Annotated in this window: 21 protein-coding genes and 2 pseudogenes; 15 read left to right on the top strand and 8 right to left on the bottom strand. The window is 41.0% G+C overall.

Annotated elements, in window-relative coordinates; genetic code table 11:
* The first annotated feature begins 39 nt into the window (after positions 1-39).
* From CEF17_RS14255 to thrB, 3 genes are read left to right on the top strand one after another with little or no spacing between them, the layout of a single operon-like run.
* Entirely contained in the window at positions 40-1,335 is a 1,296-nt protein-coding gene (locus CEF17_RS14255) for a homoserine dehydrogenase (protein WP_100400112.1), read from the top strand.
* A 1-nt stretch (position 1,336) separates the two neighbouring features.
* The gene (gene thrC / locus CEF17_RS14250; protein ID WP_100400111.1) at positions 1,337-2,407 is read left to right on the top strand and encodes a threonine synthase; all 1,071 of its coding nucleotides are present in this window, start codon (positions 1,337-1,339) and stop codon (positions 2,405-2,407) included.
* On the top strand, positions 2,397-3,323 hold the full coding sequence (thrB, locus tag CEF17_RS14245; RefSeq protein ID WP_100400110.1) for a homoserine kinase: 927 nt from the start codon (positions 2,397-2,399) through the stop codon (positions 3,321-3,323). Before thrC ends, thrB begins: the two co-directional genes overlap by 11 nt.
* Positions 3,324-3,540: 217 nt before the next feature.
* Here thrB and CEF17_RS14240 read toward each other — a convergent pair.
* Positions 3,541-3,765: pseudogene (locus CEF17_RS14240) on the bottom strand (NifU family protein); the annotation flags it as partial.
* 188 nt (positions 3,766-3,953) lie between these two features.
* Between CEF17_RS14240 and CEF17_RS14235 the strand changes: the two are divergent.
* The gene (locus CEF17_RS14235; RefSeq protein WP_100400109.1) at positions 3,954-4,268 is read left to right on the top strand and encodes a DUF1462 family protein; all 315 of its coding nucleotides are present in this window, start codon (positions 3,954-3,956) and stop codon (positions 4,266-4,268) included.
* 59 nt (positions 4,269-4,327) lie between these two features.
* On the opposite strand, the gene CEF17_RS14230 is transcribed toward CEF17_RS14235, so the two are convergent.
* Positions 4,328-5,401: an NAD(P)/FAD-dependent oxidoreductase gene (locus CEF17_RS14230; protein WP_385938207.1), complete on the bottom strand. Its 1,074-nt coding sequence runs from the start codon at positions 5,399-5,401 to the stop codon at positions 4,328-4,330.
* Positions 5,402-5,803: 402 nt separating this feature from the next.
* Positions 5,804-5,971: pseudogene (locus tag CEF17_RS21075) on the bottom strand (TetR/AcrR family transcriptional regulator); the annotation flags it as partial.
* A 327-nt stretch (positions 5,972-6,298) separates the two neighbouring features.
* Between CEF17_RS21075 and CEF17_RS14225 the strand changes: the two are divergent.
* The 3 genes from CEF17_RS14225 to dapF all read left to right on the top strand — a co-directional run bounded on the left by CEF17_RS14225 (position 6,299) and on the right by dapF (position 7,831).
* Positions 6,299-6,535 (top strand): YuzB family protein, encoded by a 237-nt coding sequence (locus CEF17_RS14225; protein ID WP_054636177.1) that lies wholly within the window; start codon positions 6,299-6,301, stop codon positions 6,533-6,535.
* 195 nt (positions 6,536-6,730) lie between these two features.
* On the top strand, positions 6,731-6,970 hold the full coding sequence (locus CEF17_RS14220; protein ID WP_100400107.1) for a hypothetical protein: 240 nt from the start codon (positions 6,731-6,733) through the stop codon (positions 6,968-6,970).
* Positions 6,971-6,979: 9 nt separating this feature from the next.
* Entirely contained in the window at positions 6,980-7,831 is an 852-nt protein-coding gene (gene dapF, locus CEF17_RS14215) for a diaminopimelate epimerase (protein ID WP_100400106.1), read from the top strand.
* A 172-nt stretch (positions 7,832-8,003) separates the two neighbouring features.
* On the opposite strand, the gene mqnE is transcribed toward dapF, so the two are convergent.
* Positions 8,004-9,098 carry an aminofutalosine synthase MqnE gene (gene mqnE / locus CEF17_RS14210; RefSeq protein ID WP_100400105.1) on the bottom strand — a complete coding sequence of 365 codons (1,095 nt, stop codon included), beginning with the start codon at positions 9,096-9,098 and terminating at the stop codon, positions 8,004-8,006.
* 302 nt (positions 9,099-9,400) lie between these two features.
* On the opposite strand from mqnE, the gene CEF17_RS14205 reads away from it, so the two are divergent.
* The 3 genes from CEF17_RS14205 to CEF17_RS14195 all read left to right on the top strand — a co-directional run bounded on the left by CEF17_RS14205 (position 9,401) and on the right by CEF17_RS14195 (position 10,403).
* Complete coding sequence (locus CEF17_RS14205; RefSeq protein WP_100400104.1) at positions 9,401-9,607, top strand: aspartyl-phosphate phosphatase Spo0E family protein; 207 nt, start codon at positions 9,401-9,403, stop codon at positions 9,605-9,607.
* A gap of 123 nt (positions 9,608-9,730) precedes the next feature.
* The gene (locus CEF17_RS14200; RefSeq protein WP_054636180.1) at positions 9,731-10,081 is read left to right on the top strand and encodes a HesB/IscA family protein; all 351 of its coding nucleotides are present in this window, start codon (positions 9,731-9,733) and stop codon (positions 10,079-10,081) included.
* Between the two features lie 127 nt (positions 10,082-10,208).
* Entirely contained in the window at positions 10,209-10,403 is a 195-nt protein-coding gene (locus CEF17_RS14195) for a hypothetical protein (RefSeq protein ID WP_100400103.1), read from the top strand.
* A gap of 35 nt (positions 10,404-10,438) precedes the next feature.
* Here CEF17_RS14195 and CEF17_RS14190 read toward each other — a convergent pair whose 3' ends face one another.
* Entirely contained in the window at positions 10,439-11,428 is a 990-nt protein-coding gene (locus CEF17_RS14190; RefSeq protein ID WP_100400102.1) for an NAD(P)/FAD-dependent oxidoreductase, read from the bottom strand.
* A gap of 420 nt (positions 11,429-11,848) precedes the next feature.
* Here CEF17_RS14190 and CEF17_RS14185 point away from each other — a divergent pair, with 420 nt between their 5' ends.
* From CEF17_RS14185 to CEF17_RS14180, 4 genes are all read left to right on the top strand, one after another.
* Complete coding sequence (locus CEF17_RS14185) at positions 11,849-13,054, top strand: NAD(P)/FAD-dependent oxidoreductase (protein WP_442857457.1); 1,206 nt, start codon at positions 11,849-11,851, stop codon at positions 13,052-13,054.
* A gap of 6 nt (positions 13,055-13,060) precedes the next feature.
* The gene (locus tag CEF17_RS20900; protein WP_269799463.1) at positions 13,061-13,192 is read left to right on the top strand and encodes a hypothetical protein; all 132 of its coding nucleotides are present in this window, start codon (positions 13,061-13,063) and stop codon (positions 13,190-13,192) included.
* A gap of 47 nt (positions 13,193-13,239) precedes the next feature.
* Positions 13,240-13,428 carry a YuiA family protein gene (locus CEF17_RS20895; protein ID WP_198508976.1) on the top strand — a complete coding sequence of 63 codons (189 nt, stop codon included), beginning with the start codon at positions 13,240-13,242 and terminating at the stop codon, positions 13,426-13,428.
* Positions 13,429-13,576: 148 nt separating this feature from the next.
* Positions 13,577-13,900, top strand: coding sequence for a YuiB family protein (locus CEF17_RS14180; protein ID WP_269799461.1), 324 nt, complete (start codon positions 13,577-13,579; stop codon positions 13,898-13,900).
* Positions 13,901-13,973: 73 nt separating this feature from the next.
* Here the strand turns inward: CEF17_RS14180 and CEF17_RS20890 are convergent, their stop codons facing one another.
* The gene (locus CEF17_RS20890) at positions 13,974-14,108 is read right to left on the bottom strand and encodes a hypothetical protein (RefSeq protein ID WP_269799460.1); all 135 of its coding nucleotides are present in this window, start codon (positions 14,106-14,108) and stop codon (positions 13,974-13,976) included.
* 121 nt (positions 14,109-14,229) lie between these two features.
* On the opposite strand from CEF17_RS20890, the gene CEF17_RS14175 reads away from it, so the two are divergent.
* Positions 14,230-14,880: a 3D domain-containing protein gene (locus CEF17_RS14175; protein WP_083465379.1), complete on the top strand. Its 651-nt coding sequence runs from the start codon at positions 14,230-14,232 to the stop codon at positions 14,878-14,880.
* 22 nt (positions 14,881-14,902) lie between these two features.
* Here the strand turns inward: CEF17_RS14175 and CEF17_RS14170 are convergent, their stop codons facing one another.
* Both CEF17_RS14170 and CEF17_RS14165 read right to left on the bottom strand, forming a co-directional pair.
* A complete protein-coding gene (locus tag CEF17_RS14170; protein ID WP_100400100.1) occupies positions 14,903-15,724 on the bottom strand; it encodes a cobalamin-binding protein in 822 nt (273 codons plus the stop codon).
* Positions 15,725-15,752: 28 nt separating this feature from the next.
* Positions 15,753-16,235, bottom strand: coding sequence for a divergent PAP2 family protein (locus tag CEF17_RS14165; protein WP_100400099.1), 483 nt, complete (start codon positions 16,233-16,235; stop codon positions 15,753-15,755).
* Between the last annotated feature and the right edge of the window lie 640 nt (positions 16,236-16,875).

Below are 16,875 nucleotides of genomic sequence, written 5' to 3'. Positions count from 1 at the left end.
AGGAAAGCAGAGATAGATGAAGTAAGGAGTGGGGAGACCATGAATAGCAGAGTTGGTATAGGATTACTTGGGTTAGGGACGGTAGGAAGCGGTGTGATCCAAATTATTAAGGAACACCAGGAAGAGCTTCAACACCAAGTAGGGAGTCCTATTACGATAGAGAAGGTTCTTGTTAAGGACGTAGAAAAACAAAGATCAATAGAGATTGACACAGATAAGTTAACCACTTCACCTGACGAGGTTATTTCCGATCCTGATGTGGATGTTGTCATTGAAGTGATGGGCGGTATTCATGAAGCCAGAGAATACATTCTTAAAGCCCTTCAGCAGAAAAAGCACATCGTGACTGCTAATAAGGACTTAATGGCACTTTACGGGCCGGAATTGTTAAAGGCTGCCTCGGAAAACCAATGTGATATTTTTTATGAAGCGAGTGTAGCAGGCGGCATTCCTGTTATTCGCAGCCTTGTAGAAGGCCTTTCCTCAGACCGCATTACAAAAATTATGGGGATAGTTAATGGAACTACTAATTATATTTTGACAAAGATGAGCCAGGAAGGCAGGTCTTATGAAGAAGTTCTTGCAGAAGCCAAAGAACTGGGCTTTGCCGAAAGTGACCCTACCTCTGATGTGGAGGGACTTGATGCAGCCAGAAAAATCACCATTTTAGCAAACTTAAGTTTTGCAACCAATGTGGATTTGGAAGATGTAGTGGTGAGAGGGATTACGACTGTTACTTTAGAAGACATCGAGTATTGTGAGCAGCTTGGTTATACTATTAAGCTTATTGGTTTAGCCCAGCGTGATGAAGGAAAGCTTGAGCTTACAGTACAGCCGACGCTTATTCCTAGTTCTCACCCTCTTGCCTCCGTCAATGACGAATACAATGCTGTCTACGTTTACGGAGAGGCTGTAGGTGAAACGATGTTTTACGGCCCTGGAGCTGGTTCATTGCCAACTGCTACAGCAGTAGTATCTGACCTGGTTACCGTTGTAAAAAACATGAAGCTTGGAGTCAATGGAAGAAGTATTACCGGGCCTTTGCACAGCAAAGAAATGAAATCAGATGAGGAATCTAAAGCTAAATATTTCCTGCGTCTTCATGTCAAAGATGAAACCGGCACGTTTGCTACTTTGACTTCTTTATTTTCCAAGCATGACGTCAGCTTTGAAAAGTTACTTCAATGGCCGATAAAAGGAGAAGAAACAGCGGAAGTAGTGATCATCACTCATCAGACTACTCGCGCAACTTATGAAGAAATCTACAAGAAATTAGAGGAGCTTGATATTGTACTGGACGTTAAAAGTACTTATCGAGTTGAGGGAGGAAACTAAGATGAGCAGCTGGAAAGGTTTGCTTCACACATACAAAGATTATTTGCCGGTCAATGAAAACACACCAACGCTTTCACTTAATGAAGGGAACACCCCGCTGATCCACCTTGAAACTCTTTCAGAGGAGTGGGGGGTAGAGGCATATGTGAAAGTTGAAGGAGCGAACCCGACAGGCTCTTTTAAGGATAGAGGGATGGTAATGGCCGTCGCTAAAGCAAAAGAAGAAGGCAGTAAAGCAATTATTTGTGCCTCCACGGGGAATACTTCTGCTGCAGCTGCTGCCTATGGTGCTCGTGCTGGACTGCGTTGTATTGTAGTGATTCCTGAAGGGAAGATCGCTTTAGGAAAATTGGCGCAGGCTGTGATGTATGGTGCTGAAGTGTTTGAAATTCAGGGCAACTTTGACAACGCTCTGGATATTGTTCGTTCCATCAGCGAAAAAGAAGCTGTGACTCTCGTAAATTCCGTCAATCCGTACAGAATTGAAGGACAAAAAACAGCTGCCTTTGAAATCTGCGATGTTTTAGGGAAAGCCCCTGATGTACTTTCTATCCCTGTTGGAAATGCGGGGAATATTACGGCCTACTGGAAAGGCTTCAAAGAGTATGATGAGCAAAAGGGGACAGGCCTTCCAAAGATGAGAGGATTTGAAGCGGAAGGTGCTGCAGCCATTGTGAAAAATGAAGTTATTAAAGAACCTGAAACCATTGCAACAGCTATTCGGATTGGGAACCCGGCCAGCTGGTCCCAGGCAGTAAACGCTGCGGAAGAGTCAAATGGTGAAATTGACATGGTGACCGATGAAGAAATTTTAGAAGCCTACCAGCTCCTTGCTCAAAAGGAAGGAATCTTTGCTGAACCAGCTTCATGTGCTTCCATTGCCGGCTTGATGAAGAAAATTAAGAGCGGGGACGTAAAGAAAGGTTCGCAGGTTGTATGCGTGCTGACTGGAAATGGCTTAAAAGATCCAAGTACAGCCATTGATACAGTAACTGTAAAACCAACTGTTCTTCCAAACAAGGAGGAGGCATTTTTAGAACATATTAGAGGAGGTGTAGCTCATGGAAAGTGATATGCTGGTGATTAGAGTACCTGCCAGCTCTGCTAATCTCGGGCCTGGTTTTGATTCGATTGGATTAGCTGTTGACCGTTATATTACGCTAGAAGTTGAGAAAGCAGATGAGTGGCATTTTTCCACGGAATCAAAGGTGCTTGAAGGCGTCCCAACGGGCAAAGATAATGTGATTTATGAAGTTGCGGAGTATGTAGCACGGAAAATGGACCGTGAGCTTCCCCCTTGCCATGTTCATATGATCAGCGATATTCCTTTAGCCAGAGGACTTGGAAGCAGTGCTGCAGCTATTATTGCTGCTATTGAACTTGCTGATCAAATGCTTGGAACAGAACTGACAAAAGCTGAAAAGCTTCGCCTTGCCAGTCTGTGGGAAGGCCACCCTGATAATGTAGGCCCTTGTTTGTATGGCGGTTTAATCGTGGGAACTCATTCTCCGGACAACACTGATATTGTTCCTTGCGGAGTTCCGGATGTTGATATCGTCCTTATGGTTCCCGATAACGAGCTGATGACAAAAGAAGCCAGAGGCATTCTTCCTCGCCAGCTTGAGTTTCATCAAGCGATTAAGGGCAGCAGCTTAAGCAACGTCCTGGTAGCTGCTTTATTAAAAGAGGATTGGGCTCTGCTTGGTAAAATGATGGGCAGAGATGTGTTTCACCATCCTTACCGTTCGAAGCTTATTCCGGGGCTCACTGATATACTGAAAAATGTCAAAGACTACGGAGCGTATGGAGCAGCATTAAGTGGTGCAGGTCCTACAATTATTTGTCTTGCTCCTTTCGGAAAGGGATCTGAAGTTCAAAGAGCTTTACAAGAGGATTTTCCGCAATTTAATGTTGAAACAGCAAGGCCTGCCCCATTTGGTTCAACAGTTAAATACGTAAAAAACCGTAAAAACATCACAGTTTCTTAATAAACAAAAGACCAGCTGTCAGGGGAGACAAGCTGGTCTTTTGTGTTCAGGGTGCCAGGCACCTCAGTTGCGAGTAACAAAGGAGAAATAGACAGAAAGCTTGGTTTCGGCAAGGGGAAGAGTCAATGATAAATGTTACAAAGGCCGGATGTTCTGCTAGGTGCCAGGCACCAAAAAAAGGCCAGGCCTTCTCGGCCTGACCTTTTCTGTTCATATATTAAAATACTTGCTCGATCTCTACTACCCCAGGTACTTCTTCAAGAAGGGCACGCTCAATACCGGCTTTCAACGTAATTGTAGAAGAAGGGCAAGATCCGCAAGCACCCAATAGGCGTACTTTAACAATTCCATCCTCAACGTCTACTAGTTCCACATCACCGCCGTCACGAAGCAAGAACGGGCGTAATTTTTCTAATACTTCTTGCACTTGTGCGTGCATGTCAGTTGTTTCTGGCATTAAGAACAACTCCTTTCTATACTTCTATTATAATATCCACAGATGAAAAAATCTATGAGCTGAGTGACTTATAAAACATTTTACTATCTAAAGATGTTAGATACAATAAAAAAGGGTTAAAACTTTATAAGTATTCCTTTTTCAGAAAAAACGTTAGGGTGAGGGGAAATCATATGAGCAAAGTTCTTACTATTAAAGTGTATGGTGCAGAAAAGAAATGTCCCAGCTGTATTAATATGCCTTCTGCATTTGAGACGAAAGAGTGGCTTGAAGCTGCTTTAACAAGGAAGTACCCGGAGCGGGACTTTGAATTTTTCTATGTTGACATTGAAAACCCTGGGGAAGGGAAAGACAAAGAAGTCGCAAAGCAGATTTTTGAAAATGACTTATTGTACCCTTTAGTAACAATTGAAAATGAAATTGTTGCAGAAGGGGATCCTCGTTTGAACCGAATTTCTAAAAAGATCGAAGAGCTGTACCAGTCCTAAAGTAAAAAAGACATGGCAGAGAAGCCATGTCTTACTTTATTCCACTAAACCAGGCTTGATTATACTCCGGAGTGATGCTTATACATCCAGAGAACCCCGCTTTTTAACAGACGTGCAACTCTTCCGGTTACTGCAGCCTTATCACCCATAAGCCCAAATCCATGCTTTTTCCCCAGGGAGCCTAAAACCCCTTTTAGTTTGATAGTTGGCAAGGTTTCAGGGATGGACTCATTGTTCCATCTCTTTTTCAGTACCATGGCAATCTGTTCTCCCTGGCCTTCAGCAAGCTGGGCGCTTGGGGCATGAGGGAGGCTTGCACAGTCTCCTACCACAAAGACGTTTTCATCCTGTGGCAAGTGATGGTGTGGTGTTAAAACAACTCTTCCCGATTTATCCTTTTCAGTGTCAAGCTCGCGTACAACCTTACCAGGCTGAATGCCGGCAGTCCATATGATGGCCTGGGACTCAATCCGATCCTCATGATTGTATAACGCTCCTTGTTCAACACGAGTAATGTTGGAGTTACTAATAACCTCCACATCATGTTTGATAAACCAATTTTGCACATAAGTACTTAGACGTTGAGGGAACATAGGAAGAATTGTGTCGCCCCGGTCAAACAATTTAATATTTAAGTCGGAACGGCTCTCACGTAACTCACTCGCAAGTTCTACTCCGCTTAATCCTGCACCGACAATGGACACATCAGATCGTGGAGGAAGATTACTCAGTGCTTCATAAGTTCTCCGAGTTTCCTCCATACTTTGGATGCTGTATGTATAGTCCTCTGCGCCAGGTACACCGTGATATTTATCTTCACTTCCAACGCCAATAATTAAGTAATCATATTCCAGTGTATCATCGCCCTCAAAGTGAAGGACTCTGTTCTGAAGATCAATGGATTCAACCGTGCCATAGTGGAGGTTGAGCCGTTCGTGATCTGGAAAAGGCACACGTATCTCCTGGTCTGATTCTGTACCCGCTGCCAGGGCATAATATTCGGTCTTCATACAGTGATACGGCAGTTTATCTATTAAAATTAATTCTACATCGTCAGGTAAATCATTTGGTAATAACCGTTGCATTATTCTCATTCCACCATAGCCACCGCCTAAGATGACAAGCTTTTTCATAGACTGAACTCCCCTTTTCTCTGTAATGGCTTTTAAACTTGTTTGCATAAAGGGAATAAGCTGATTAAGAAACTTTTCCCTTGTAGGCTCTTCACATGTCGCTAAATGATAATAAAAATGACTATTAATAATATGACTCCATCTCGACACGTTTATGGAGGTGTTTAATTCTCCGCGTTTCATTCCCTGCTCAAGAAGCTGCTCCCATCTTCTCAATAATAACGAATCGCTTTCCACAACGTGTCTCCAGACTTGCCGAGTCAGTACTGGATTTATATTATAATCCCCTAATAAATAATTTAGATGAGCCCTTATTTGAGAGGATAAGGACATACGGTACAATCCGTACCTATGTATATATTGATCCACCTGATCGAGGCGCTGCTCTGCCAAAGCCTGCATCACTGATTCTTTAGTTGGAAAATGGTTGAAGAAGGTGCCTTTTGCCACCTCGGCTGCTTCCGTAATTTCCTGAACGGTTGTTTGCTCGAAACCCTTCTCACGAAAAAGATGCACAGCTTCTTTAATTATTTTCTTTCTTGTCTGTTCTTTTTTCTCCGAACGTTTCATTGGTATATCTCTCCATTCCCATTCCAGGCAAAAATAAAAAGGAAAACGGTAAAATTTTTGAGGCGTTTTCACAAAAAGCCTAAAAGGTATGTTGAGGTAAAAAAATAAATGATTTGAGTCTTTATTCCTACAATCCTTCTTGCTATGTAAAAAGTGACCTTAGTCAGTTAAATTATAACGATTTTATGTCAATTTTACAACAAACTTCGTAACTTCTTGCTCCTTAGATTCTTACGTCTTCTTCAAATTAAGGAAAAGGAAGATGGATTGACTTATTCTTGACCTAAGGGTAGGATAATTTGAGAGTAGTAAAGAGGTGAGTGTAAAATGAGACCAATTATAGAATTTTGCTTAAGTAATTTGGCCAGCGGTACTCATAAGGCGATGGAAGAGCTGGAAAAGGACCCTAACCTTGATATTATAGAATACGGCTGTCTTGGAAACTGTGGACAATGTGCAATGGACATGTTTGCTTTAGTGAATGGAGAAGTAGTGACAGGAGAAAGCACCACTGAACTAGTCCAAAATGTTTATCAGTATTTAGAGGAAAACCCAATGTTTTAATGTTAGGCGCCCTTCGCATAAGAAGGCGCTTTTTTTTTTGACAAAGTTCCTCTTTATGCTGCAAAACAGGCGTTCAGCGACAGGGTAAGCAAAAAATTCGGAAGTTAATAATGGAATTACTCTAAGCACCGGCGCTTCCCCTGTTGGCACAGTTTATTTTCTTCGTTATACTTTCAAGAAAAGGAGGGCAGGAAGATGAAGCTGATACCTTTTGAAAATACGTGGCCTTATGACAAAATGATGGAGGATATATATCTTAATGAGTGCCCTTATTGTCACCAGCACAACGTCCTCACCCATATGAGTGTAGAGGATTTGGAACGGGCAAAAGAGGAAATCAAAACAAACATGGTTCTGCCATGCTGTCATACAAAAATGATTATCCTGAAAGCGGATGAGGATTATTTCTGGACCACTGACCACTTGCGGAAATGAGGAATGAAGATGAAATTTACAAAGATGCACGGGCTGGGAAACAGTTATATTTATGTAGATCTTTTTGAAGAGGAGCTTGAGGAGGATAAGCTCTCTTACCTTGCCATGGCAGTTGCTGATAAAAATAAAGGCATCGGTTCAGACGGTTTGATTCTCGTTGGTCCTTCTGAGAGTGCAGATGTGAAAATGCGAATATTTAATGCTGATGGATCCGAAGCCAGAAATTGTGGAAATGGCTTAAGGTGTGTAGCTAAGTTTGCCTTTGAAAAAGGCTATGTAAGTGAAGAACAATTCACGATAGAAACGTTAGGAGGTCTTGTTAATGCTGAAGTTCATCAAAAAGACGGAACGGTGGAGTTAGTAACGATTGACATGGGGCCTCCCCGTCTGAAAAAGAAGGATCTTCCTATGACAGGCAATCCAGAAGAAGAAACGGTCAATGAAGAAGTAGAGGTTATGGGCAAAAAAATGTACATGACAGGCGTGTCCATGGGAAATCCCCATGCCGTCTTTTTTGTGGACAACATCAATGAAGCTCCTGTTGAAACAATTGGACCAGCCCTTGAAAAGGACTCCATGTTCCCGGAATGGGCAAACATTGAATTTGTAGAACAAGTGAGTGAGAATGAGATCCATTTCAGGGTATGGGAAAGAGGATCTGGTATTACACAGGCCTGCGGCACCGGGGCATGTGCAGCTGTCGTTGCTTCCGTCTTAAATGGTGAATCTACAAAAGGAGAAGAAGTAACTGTGCATCTTTTGGGCGGTGATCTCCAAATAACCTGGGCGGAAGACGGACACATCTGGATGACAGGTCCCGCGGTTACAGTGTGTGAGGGAACTTATAGTACAGCTATTTAAAAAGGACGCTGCATAAGCAGCGTTCTTTTTTTGGCTGCTCTCTTCAGGACTAATAATACAAGCCGAAAAGAAAACTGTACTTATGTTTAAGGTAGCAGCAGCTGTGCATTCTTTACCAGTATTAAAAAGAGGGTGACCCATAAGATAAACTTTAGGGACACCCTCGAAAGGCTTAATATTCTTTAATTACATTATAGAAGGTATCACGTTCAATCGGCTGTTTGTTGGCCCCTTTAATGAAGTGAACCAGTTCTTTTCTTGTTAGTCCTTGTGACGTTAACGCTCCTACAGAATGAGAAATACGTTCTTCAATTAATGTTCCGTGTATATCATCAGCTCCGAAGGTAAGAGCCATCTGAGTAAGCTGTGGACCAATGTTGATCCAGTACGCCTTAATGTGGTCAAAGTTATCAAGCATTAAACGGGAAATAGCAACGGTTCTCATATCATCAAAAGCAGTGGTTCTTCTTGTCCAGCTGGCATTTACTGTTCTTGGCTGCATGGCAAGAGGAATAAACACCATAAAACCATTGGTTTTGTCTTGAAGCTGGCGCAGACGGTCCATATGAATCAAGCGTTCTTCAAAGGATTCAATAGAGCCGTATAACATAGTTGCATGAGTTTTCATTCCGAGATCATGAGCAATCTCATGGGCTTCCAGCCACTGGTCAGTGGATGCCTTGTCAGGGCTCATTTTTGCACGGTAACGCTCCGTGAGGATTTCTGCTCCTCCTCCTGGAAGTGTATCTAAGCCGGCCTTTTGTAATTCCTGGAGAACTTCACGCATTGAGAGACCGGAAATTCGTGAGAAAAACTCAATTTCAGCACCTGTATAAGCTTTGATGGCTGCCTGAGGGTAATGCTTTTTAAGAGACCTTATGGTGTCAAGATAATAATCGAAACCGACTTCGGTGTTATGACCTCCGACAATATGAAACTCTTGAATATTGTCATTCCACCGTTCCTCCACATACTTAAGTAAGGCTTCTTCATCCATTGTATAAGCGCCTTCCTGTCCAGGTTTGCGCTTAAACCCGCAAAAGCCGCAATTAGCTTCGCATACATTGGTAGGGTTAATGTACATATTTTCAATAAAGTAGACGTTGTTTCCGTTTTTCTTTTCTGTCACCTGGTTTGCAAGCTGAGCTACTCCAAGCAGGTCTGGAGTATCGTATAAGTAAAGGCCATCTTCTATAGATAAGCGTTCACCACTATGAACCTTATCGGCAATTTCTTTCAAGTTGGTATCATTGAGGATGAGAGACATGATAAACCTCCGTTTTAAATAAAATAAAAAAGATACATTCTTATGCAATGTATAGAGATAATAAATAAGGTATATAACAATCAGATAGTATAATAAGATGTATAAACACATTATACATTTCAAGGCAGGGAAATAAAAGAGAGATGAGTAGAGATACGAAATAATACTTTATGGAAATTCGTATTAATAACCGTTTCCTTACCAATTTTATAATTGTTTTTTTATGGAAATTAATATAAAATTGATGTATTAGTGGATAACTTTGTTAACAGAAAGGAAGATTAATGAAGGGGTGAGAGTAGATGAAAGAAAAAGCCAGTTATGAAAAGCAACAAGTTCAATTGGAAAAGTTGCGTGAGAAGATGGTGAGCGCTGCTCTTACACATGGAATTCATCACCCCATTGTTCTTCATTACAGCAAACAAGTTGATGCAAAGCACAATCTGCTGATGGAAATGGCAAAAGAACAAAATGTGAATTCAACTTTAACTGATTGTCAGATGGTATAAATCGTTTGGGTTGAATCTGTTATCTAAAAACGATACACTTACCTTAATCATAGATGTGTTAAGAAATCTGGTTTTCAAAGCTTGCAGTAAAAGCAGCTGGAAATCCTTAAAGGAGGGTATCCATTGATTAATATTTCAGAAGCAGCAATAAACCGTGTTAAGCAAATGATGGAAGAAGAAGGCGAAAGCCTGAAACTACGCATCGGTGTTAAAGGTGGCGGTTGCAGCGGTTTATCTTATGGAATGGGTTTTGACAATGAAGCCCAAGAAGGAGATACTGAGCTTGAAATTGATGGCTTGCAAGTACTTGTAGATGAAGAAAGCGCGCCTGTTATTAAAGGCTTGCAGATTGATTATAAAGAAAACATGATGGGCGGCGGATTTACGATAGATAATCCTAACGCCATAGCAAGCTGCGGCTGTGGAAGTTCTTTCCGGACAGCTGCTAACGCGGGCACACCTGAAGATTGCTAAATATGGTGTGAAGATGAGGCAAAAAAGATCTGAAGCCTTTCAGCAGAACCTTCTGTTGGAAGGCTTTTTTACTAATGGTTGAGAAATTCACTGTTTAACTAAATTGTGAAGATAAGGAGGGGTAGATGTGAACGAACAGGAAGCAAAAGAAGAGCTAGAGAAAATGCGAACAGGTGAGAAGGAAGAACTTATAGTTACAAAGGAACATTTTCTGTCATTTAGAGAAGTTCTGGTAGCTCAGGATGACTTTCAGGCATTTCGTGGAAGAGCCGGGCACTACGGGAAAGTCATTTATACATATGAGCCTGGATGGACAAAATAAAGGATCCCGCTTTATGGCGGAATCCTTTATTTTATTTAGAACATATGTGAACTGTGTCCAGGCTGAACCTTAGCCCCTGGATCCATGTATGCTTTTGCGTTGTTGACTGCTGTGGGAGCTTCTCCAAAGCCGGAAGCAATAAGCTTGACTTTTCCATCGTAGGTCGTCACATCTCCGGCAGCGTATATCCCTTTAAGGTTTGTTTCCATTTTAGTATTAACTTTAATGGCATTCTTTTCGATTTCTAAGCCCCATTCTTTAATTGGGCCGAGAGAAGAAATAAAACCAAAGTTAACAATCAAAACGTCAACATCTACAGTTTGTTCTCTGTCTCCTTTAACTTCCTTTAAAACAACCTGGTTAATTTTACCTCCTTTTCCCTTAAGCTCTTTAATAGCAAATGGCGTTAAAATATTAACTCCAGAGTTTTCGAGCTCTTGAACGCTATGTTCATGGGCACGGAATTTGCTTCTGCGGTGAACAAGTGTCACGTCAGCAATCGGATCGAGCATATTAGCCCAGTCAACAGCAGAGTCTCCCCCGCCGCAAATCATTACTTTTTGGCCGGCGAACTTCTTAATATCCTGGACGAAGTAATGGAGATTGGATCCTTCATATTCTTCAGCCCCATCAACTTCAAGCTTTCTTGGCTTGAACGCTCCCACCCCTGCGGTAATGATGATAGTACGAGTGTGATGGATTTCTTTATCTGTTTTCACTTTATATGTCTTATCACCAAGCTGTTCCACGTCTTCTACCGCTTGTTCAAGGACGACTGTGGGGTGAAATGGATTCATTTGGGCAATAAGGTTATCTACAAGTTCCTGTGCACGGACTTTGGGGAAGCCGGCAACATCGTAAATATATTTTTCTGGATAAAGAGCCGACAGCTGACCGCCTAATTGAGGCATACTTTCGATAATTTTCACTTTTGCCTGGCGCATTCCACCATAAAAAGCTGTAAAAAGCCCTGTTGGCCCGCCTCCTATAATGGTTATATCATATAGTTCCTGATCTTCTTTCACAATTGCCACCTCCGCTGACGATTCACGTATCTTTTCTTTCTATTGTCATACTTATTGCTATTATAAGCGTATAGACCTTTTATTAAAAGGAAGACGCATAATAGAAGGCTTTAAAGAGGAACCATACGATAGAAGTCAAAGAATGAATGGTTTTAGTGTGAGCACTCGAGAACGAAAAAATAAGAGAATAGTGGAAGTTTTAAAAAACGGTTGAAAAAAGCTCGGAAAACAAATATCATATTAGGTGTGATTTGTGACTATTTTGCGAAAAATTGTCTCTTTGTGCTTTTGTACGTGAAACGATTCACAAGCGCGAGGGATAAGACTTTAAAAGAGAGATCAACCCTATACTTACATGTAATATGGGCAGAGAGAGCAGAGTAATGAAAATATTCATAGGAAAATGGAGATGTGATCAAAGTGGCACGTAAACCAAATATCGTAATTTTAGGGGCGGGATATGCTGGGATGATTACAGCAACTCGCTTGAACAAAGAGTTAGACGCTAACGAGGCAAACGTGACTTTAGTTAACAAGCATGACTACCACTACCAAACAACCTGGCTTCATGAACCGGCAGCAGGAACTCTTCACCCTGAAAAAACACGCATGAAAATCAGTGATGTTCTTAACATGAGCAAAGTGAATTTCGTACAAGATGAAGTGGTGGAAGTAAATCGTGAAGAAAAGAAAGTGGCTTTAAAAGGCAAAAGTGACATTGATTATGATTATCTAGTTATCGGATTAGGAGCTGTACCGGAGACTTTTGGAGTACCGGGAGTGTTTGAACACGCTTTCAGTAAATGGACTGTTGATGGTGTTCGCCAAATTAAAGATCACATTGAGTACCAATTTGCAAAATATAACAATGAAGAAGAGCCAGATGATGCAAGCTTGACGTTTATTGTAGCAGGAGCTGGATTTACCGGTATTGAGTTTATCGGGGAGCTAAGTGAACGTGTGCCCGAGTTATGCCAGGAATACGATATACCTAGAAATAAAGTAAAAATGTATGTTATTGAAGCTGCACCAACAGCACTTCCAGGATTTGACCCTGAGCTTGTTGAGTATGGCATGAATCTCCTTGAAAACCGTGGCGTAGAATTTAAAATTAACACTCCTATCAGTGAAGTGACGTCTGAAGGTGTCGTCTTAAAAAGTGGAGAAGAAATTAAAGCAGGTACGGTCGTGTGGGCTACAGGTGTACGCGGAAACCCTGTTATCGAGAAATCCGGTTTTGAAGCTATGAGAGGCCGTGTGAAAGTTGAAAAGGACCTTAGAGCACCGGAACATGATGATGTCTTCATTATCGGTGACTGTGCATTAATTATTAATGAAGAAATTAACCGTCCTTATCCTCCAACTGCTCAAATTGCCATGCAGCAGGCTGCAGTAGTTGCGAAAAATCTTAAGGCACTTATTAAAGACGATGCTTTGCATGAGTTTACTCCGGAAATTAAAGGAACCGTCGCTTCATTGGGTGGAAAAGAAGCCATTGGTGTTGTAGGGAATAAAAAACTCTACGGAAATTCTGCTAATTTCATGAAAAAAATGATTGATAATCGTTACTTGTTCCTTCTTGGCGGACCAGCCCTAGTCCTCAAAAAAGGAAAGAACCCATTCTAGGATCAGATGAAAGAGGAGTTTACCAAGATTCTTGGTAAACTCCTCTTATTTAGTGTTGTGGAGTTTCCCGTAAAAGACCAGGAACCTTTTGCAGCTATGTCTGGAGAGGATTTGCCAAAGAGATCCTCTAAAGTATGACAGTACTTTTACAATTTCCTTAATGCTCTTTTTTAGAATATAAGTTTATGGTATATTATCAGAAAATTCCAATTACAAGGAGAGAGAAGAGTATGAGCGTAAGCCAGAAAGCAGAAAAGTTTAGTGAAAAGTGTGTATATTGTGAAGGAAGAGGGTACTTTCAGTTAATTCTCGGTGGTTCTGAAACGTGTGATAATTGTGGTGGAAATGGCATCACATCAAATGTAAAAAGGTAGTTGGGATCCGAGAAATGAAGAGGGAGAGGAAAGTCTTTGATAAAAGGTTGAATTACTGTAACAAAATTGGAGAAAAGTCTAGCCTCATAGATATTGACGCTTCTCGTCTCCTTCTGTAAACTAACAGTGACGCGGAGGTGAAAGAGTAGTGATTAGCAGTTTACCCCAGTTGATCATTTCTATGATTTTATTTTTGATTTTGTTTTTTGGGATAGGTTTTTTGCTCAATATGATTTTACGTTCCACCTGGATTATGGCAATTATATATCCGATCATCGTGATTATGATCGTCGATAATATAAGTTTCTATGATTATATTCTTGCTCCTGTTTCTTCATTTGCTGCATTAGGACAGGACCTGGCTGCACTTCACATGGCAGATGTACTTATTTTATCATGTGGCATGGCTGGTGCTGTTATCGCAGGAATTATTATTAGAATGCTTAGAGTCAGAGGGTACCAAATGTTTTAAATGAAAGCTTCTCTATGGGATAGAGAGGCTTTTTTTGTTGTTTTTAAAACAAGGAAGTCTGCATTCTTTTTAACTAAGCTGAAACAGCTGTAGATTTCAGTGGGGAAGCATCAGTCGAAGCAACTACAGTAGCTGAATCTTTCTCTGCAGCTTGGAAGACAATATAAAAGGTGTAAGAGGGTGAATTTGTACCTTTAGAATACTTCATCTGAAAAGCTTTTGGGAAAGTCTCTTTTTTCCTGTTCAAAAAACGAGCTCCTCTTTAAAGAATAAATGTCCGTCAATTTGGGCAGGATGTTTTGATAAGAGGAGTGATTACAATGGAACCCATGAAAACCGTGGGAAGACGAGTAACGATGAGTGTACTGGTACTTGCAGCCTTTATGTTTACTGTCGATCAGATATCAGGTGTAAAGCCCGCTGATATATCAAACTGGCTCGAGGAACAACCTTTGCCTTGGAAGGCTCCTCAGGTTGATCATATAAAAGAAGCAGGCTATAAAAGCAGCAGGCTTAACTATAAAGGAAGTTTTCAAGACCAAACGGGTCTTTCATCTGAAAAAGAGACAATGACCTTAAGTCAACAGCCGCTGAAAAATTATCCTGCCAAACATGTAGTGGCTACCGGCTATACAGCAGGCCCTGAATCTACAGGGAAAAGTCCCGGTCATCCTGCCTACGGCATTACATACTCAGGAGTGGAGGCACGCAGGGATGTTGTCTCGACAATCGCAGCTGACCCGGAACATTTCCCCATTGGGACTGTGCTGTATATTCCTGAATATGGTTACGGAGTAGTGGCTGATACAGGTTCTGCTATAAAGGGTATGAAAATTGACTTGTTCTACGAAACAACTGATGAGGTATTTGAAGAATGGGGAAAGCGTGAGCTTGAAGTCTATGTAATAAGAGAAGGAAAGGGACGCCTTGATGAGCAGGATTATATACAGATTAACAGTCAAATAAAAGCTTCATTATAAAAACTCGCCCACCGGGCGAGTTTTATCTTTTATAAAAGGAAGTATATAAAGGATCTTTGTGATCTACTGGGGGGAAATGCTCAGGATGCAAAAGAGAAGCAAGTTTTTTAAGGCCGATTAACAGGCGGGGAGATGGTCTGCAGTACAAAGGTTCTTCAAGAATATGAATTCTTCCGTTTTGCACAGCCCTCATGTCTTTCCAGTTTGGACGTTTACGTACTATTTTTGGATTAATTTTGGAAGTCTGAACCCCTACCCAAGCCAGGCATATATGGTCAGGGTTCTGCTCTCTTATCTCTTCCCAGGTTATTTGGAGGCTTGGTTCCTTTTTGTGTTCAAATATATTAACCCCTCCGGCAAGCCTGCTGATCGTGGAAAGCCAGTTGCCTCCTCCTGGAGTGAAGACTGGTTTGGGCCACCACTCCCAGTATAGTCTGACCGGCTCAAGCTTTGCGGAACGACTTTTGTAAAAATGAATCACTTCGTCGAAACGTTCATTTATTCTTTTTGCTTCCTGTTCTTTTGAAACTGCCTCCCCAAGCAGAAGCATGTCTTTTTTAATGTCATTTAAAGAATTAGGTTCAAGTACTATAAATGGAATATCCATTTGTTTAAGAGCTTCAACATTTTTTTCCATCCCCGGAACACTGAGGGAGGCAAGAACTAGATCGGGCTTAAGCTTACTTACTTTTTCCATATTAATAGAAAGGTCTGGACCAAGTCGTGGAAGGGATTGGATTGATTCCGGCCAGTCTGAAAAGTCATCCACTCCCACCAAGTAATCAGTCAGTCCAAGGTATGCTGCTAATTCTGTATTACTGGGACAAAGAGAAACAAGGCGCATAATAGCCGCTTCCTTTCTAACGTATTAATTAATAAGGGATTAGTATGGCATTAGCTACTAAAGCAATAATGATTCCAAGAAGGGCTCCAAAGAAAACTTCAATTGGCTGATGTCCCAAAAGCTCTTTTAGCTCTTCTCGCTTCTCTGTTTCCTCTTTTTTCTGCCACGTTTTTGCTTCATTAACAAACTTGTGGAAATCATCAACTAGCTGGTTTAATACGGTTGCATGATAGCCGGCATGTCTTCGGACCCCAGTAGCATCAAACATTACAATTACCCCGAAAATGGTAGTAATTGCAAATAATGAAGAACCAAAGCCATGATCTAATCCGACAGCAGTGGCTAACGCTGTAACGGCAGCTGAATGGGAACTGGGCATCCCGCCAGTACTGGTCACAAGAGTCATATCCCATTTTCTTGTGGCAGCAAAAGCAAGGGGAACCTTGACTGCTTGAGCAAAGATTATAGAAAATAATGCGACCCATAGAGGAAAATTCGAAAGTATTTCCATGAAAGAAGAACGTCCTTTCTTGAAGAAAAATTTAGTGTGAGTGTACATCCCGCTCAAAACGAGAGAAAAAACAGAAAGTGAGGCGTCGTTTCTAGATGTACTTAATGTTTTTTGTTCTCCTCTATAGATACCAAATTATAATAAAGTTAAAACTTTATCATTAAAGGGAGTGCTGGTATACTACTAGAAAGAAAAAATATTCCTATTTGTTAGAATATTTGCTTACTCTGAGGAAGGCTTTATTTTTACGCTTTTTTATAAAGAGGGCTCTATTAAAGGCGAATTTAATTTTTGATAAGTCACTTGATGGAAATAAACAAAGCCTTTATAAAAATAGGGTTTCTACTCAGTATAACATATGCTCGACGGGCTCATCCATGAGGTGATGAAGTAAAGATATGAGGAGAACAAAGCTTTTAGGAGCATATGCGTTAAAAATAGAAAAAATGTGATAAATTTACAAGGGATTTGGCGATTTATGAAGAAGATATCTAGTACTTAAAACATGAATCAATAATTCGGTGTTTTCAAAAAAGAAATTAAGGGAATACCTTATTTCATGTTTTAAACGGGAATTGGGGAGTCAGGGTATTTAGTAGTAGAACTGTTTCACTCATTCGTTAAAACAGCATGACAGAGT

Origin of the sequence: Bacillus sp. FJAT-44742, from assembly GCF_002797315.1 — a bacterium.
GTDB lineage: Bacteria > Bacillota > Bacilli > Bacillales > Marinococcaceae > Thalassorhabdus > Thalassorhabdus alkalitolerans.
Note: the sequence above shows the minus strand (reverse complement) of the source record. Positions and strands in the feature narration are given on the sequence as shown.

What these genes read in the sequence shown, in the direction of transcription:
- thrC (WP_100400111.1), top strand. Translation starts at nt 1,337, where the DNA reads ATGAGCAGCTGGAAAGGTTTGCTTCACACATACAAAGATTATTTGCCG.
- mqnE (WP_100400105.1), bottom strand. Translation starts at nt 9,098, where the DNA reads ATGTCTCTCATCCTCAATGATACCAACTTGAAAGAAATTGCCGATAAG.
- CEF17_RS20895 (WP_198508976.1), top strand. Translation starts at nt 13,240, where the DNA reads ATGGTATATTATCAGAAAATTCCAATTACAAGGAGAGAGAAGAGTATG.
- dapF (WP_100400106.1), top strand. Translation starts at nt 6,980, where the DNA reads ATGAAATTTACAAAGATGCACGGGCTGGGAAACAGTTATATTTATGTA.
- CEF17_RS20890 (WP_269799460.1), bottom strand. Translation starts at nt 14,108, where the DNA reads ATGAAGTATTCTAAAGGTACAAATTCACCCTCTTACACCTTTTATATT.
- CEF17_RS14170 (WP_100400100.1), bottom strand. Translation starts at nt 15,724, where the DNA reads ATGCGCCTTGTTTCTCTTTGTCCCAGTAATACAGAATTAGCAGCATAC.
- CEF17_RS14255 (WP_100400112.1), top strand. Translation starts at nt 40, where the DNA reads ATGAATAGCAGAGTTGGTATAGGATTACTTGGGTTAGGGACGGTAGGA.
- CEF17_RS14220 (WP_100400107.1), top strand. Translation starts at nt 6,731, where the DNA reads ATGAAGCTGATACCTTTTGAAAATACGTGGCCTTATGACAAAATGATG.
- CEF17_RS14175 (WP_083465379.1), top strand. Translation starts at nt 14,230, where the DNA reads ATGAAAACCGTGGGAAGACGAGTAACGATGAGTGTACTGGTACTTGCA.
- CEF17_RS14205 (WP_100400104.1), top strand. Translation starts at nt 9,401, where the DNA reads ATGAAAGAAAAAGCCAGTTATGAAAAGCAACAAGTTCAATTGGAAAAG.
- CEF17_RS20900 (WP_269799463.1), top strand. Translation starts at nt 13,061, where the DNA reads ATGAAAGAGGAGTTTACCAAGATTCTTGGTAAACTCCTCTTATTTAGT.
- CEF17_RS14165 (WP_100400099.1), bottom strand. Translation starts at nt 16,235, where the DNA reads ATGGAAATACTTTCGAATTTTCCTCTATGGGTCGCATTATTTTCTATA.
- CEF17_RS14235 (WP_100400109.1), top strand. Translation starts at nt 3,954, where the DNA reads ATGAGCAAAGTTCTTACTATTAAAGTGTATGGTGCAGAAAAGAAATGT.
- CEF17_RS14230 (WP_385938207.1), bottom strand. Translation starts at nt 5,401, where the DNA reads ATGAAAAAGCTTGTCATCTTAGGCGGTGGCTATGGTGGAATGAGAATA.
- thrB (WP_100400110.1), top strand. Translation starts at nt 2,397, where the DNA reads ATGGAAAGTGATATGCTGGTGATTAGAGTACCTGCCAGCTCTGCTAAT.
- CEF17_RS14225 (WP_054636177.1), top strand. Translation starts at nt 6,299, where the DNA reads ATGAGACCAATTATAGAATTTTGCTTAAGTAATTTGGCCAGCGGTACT.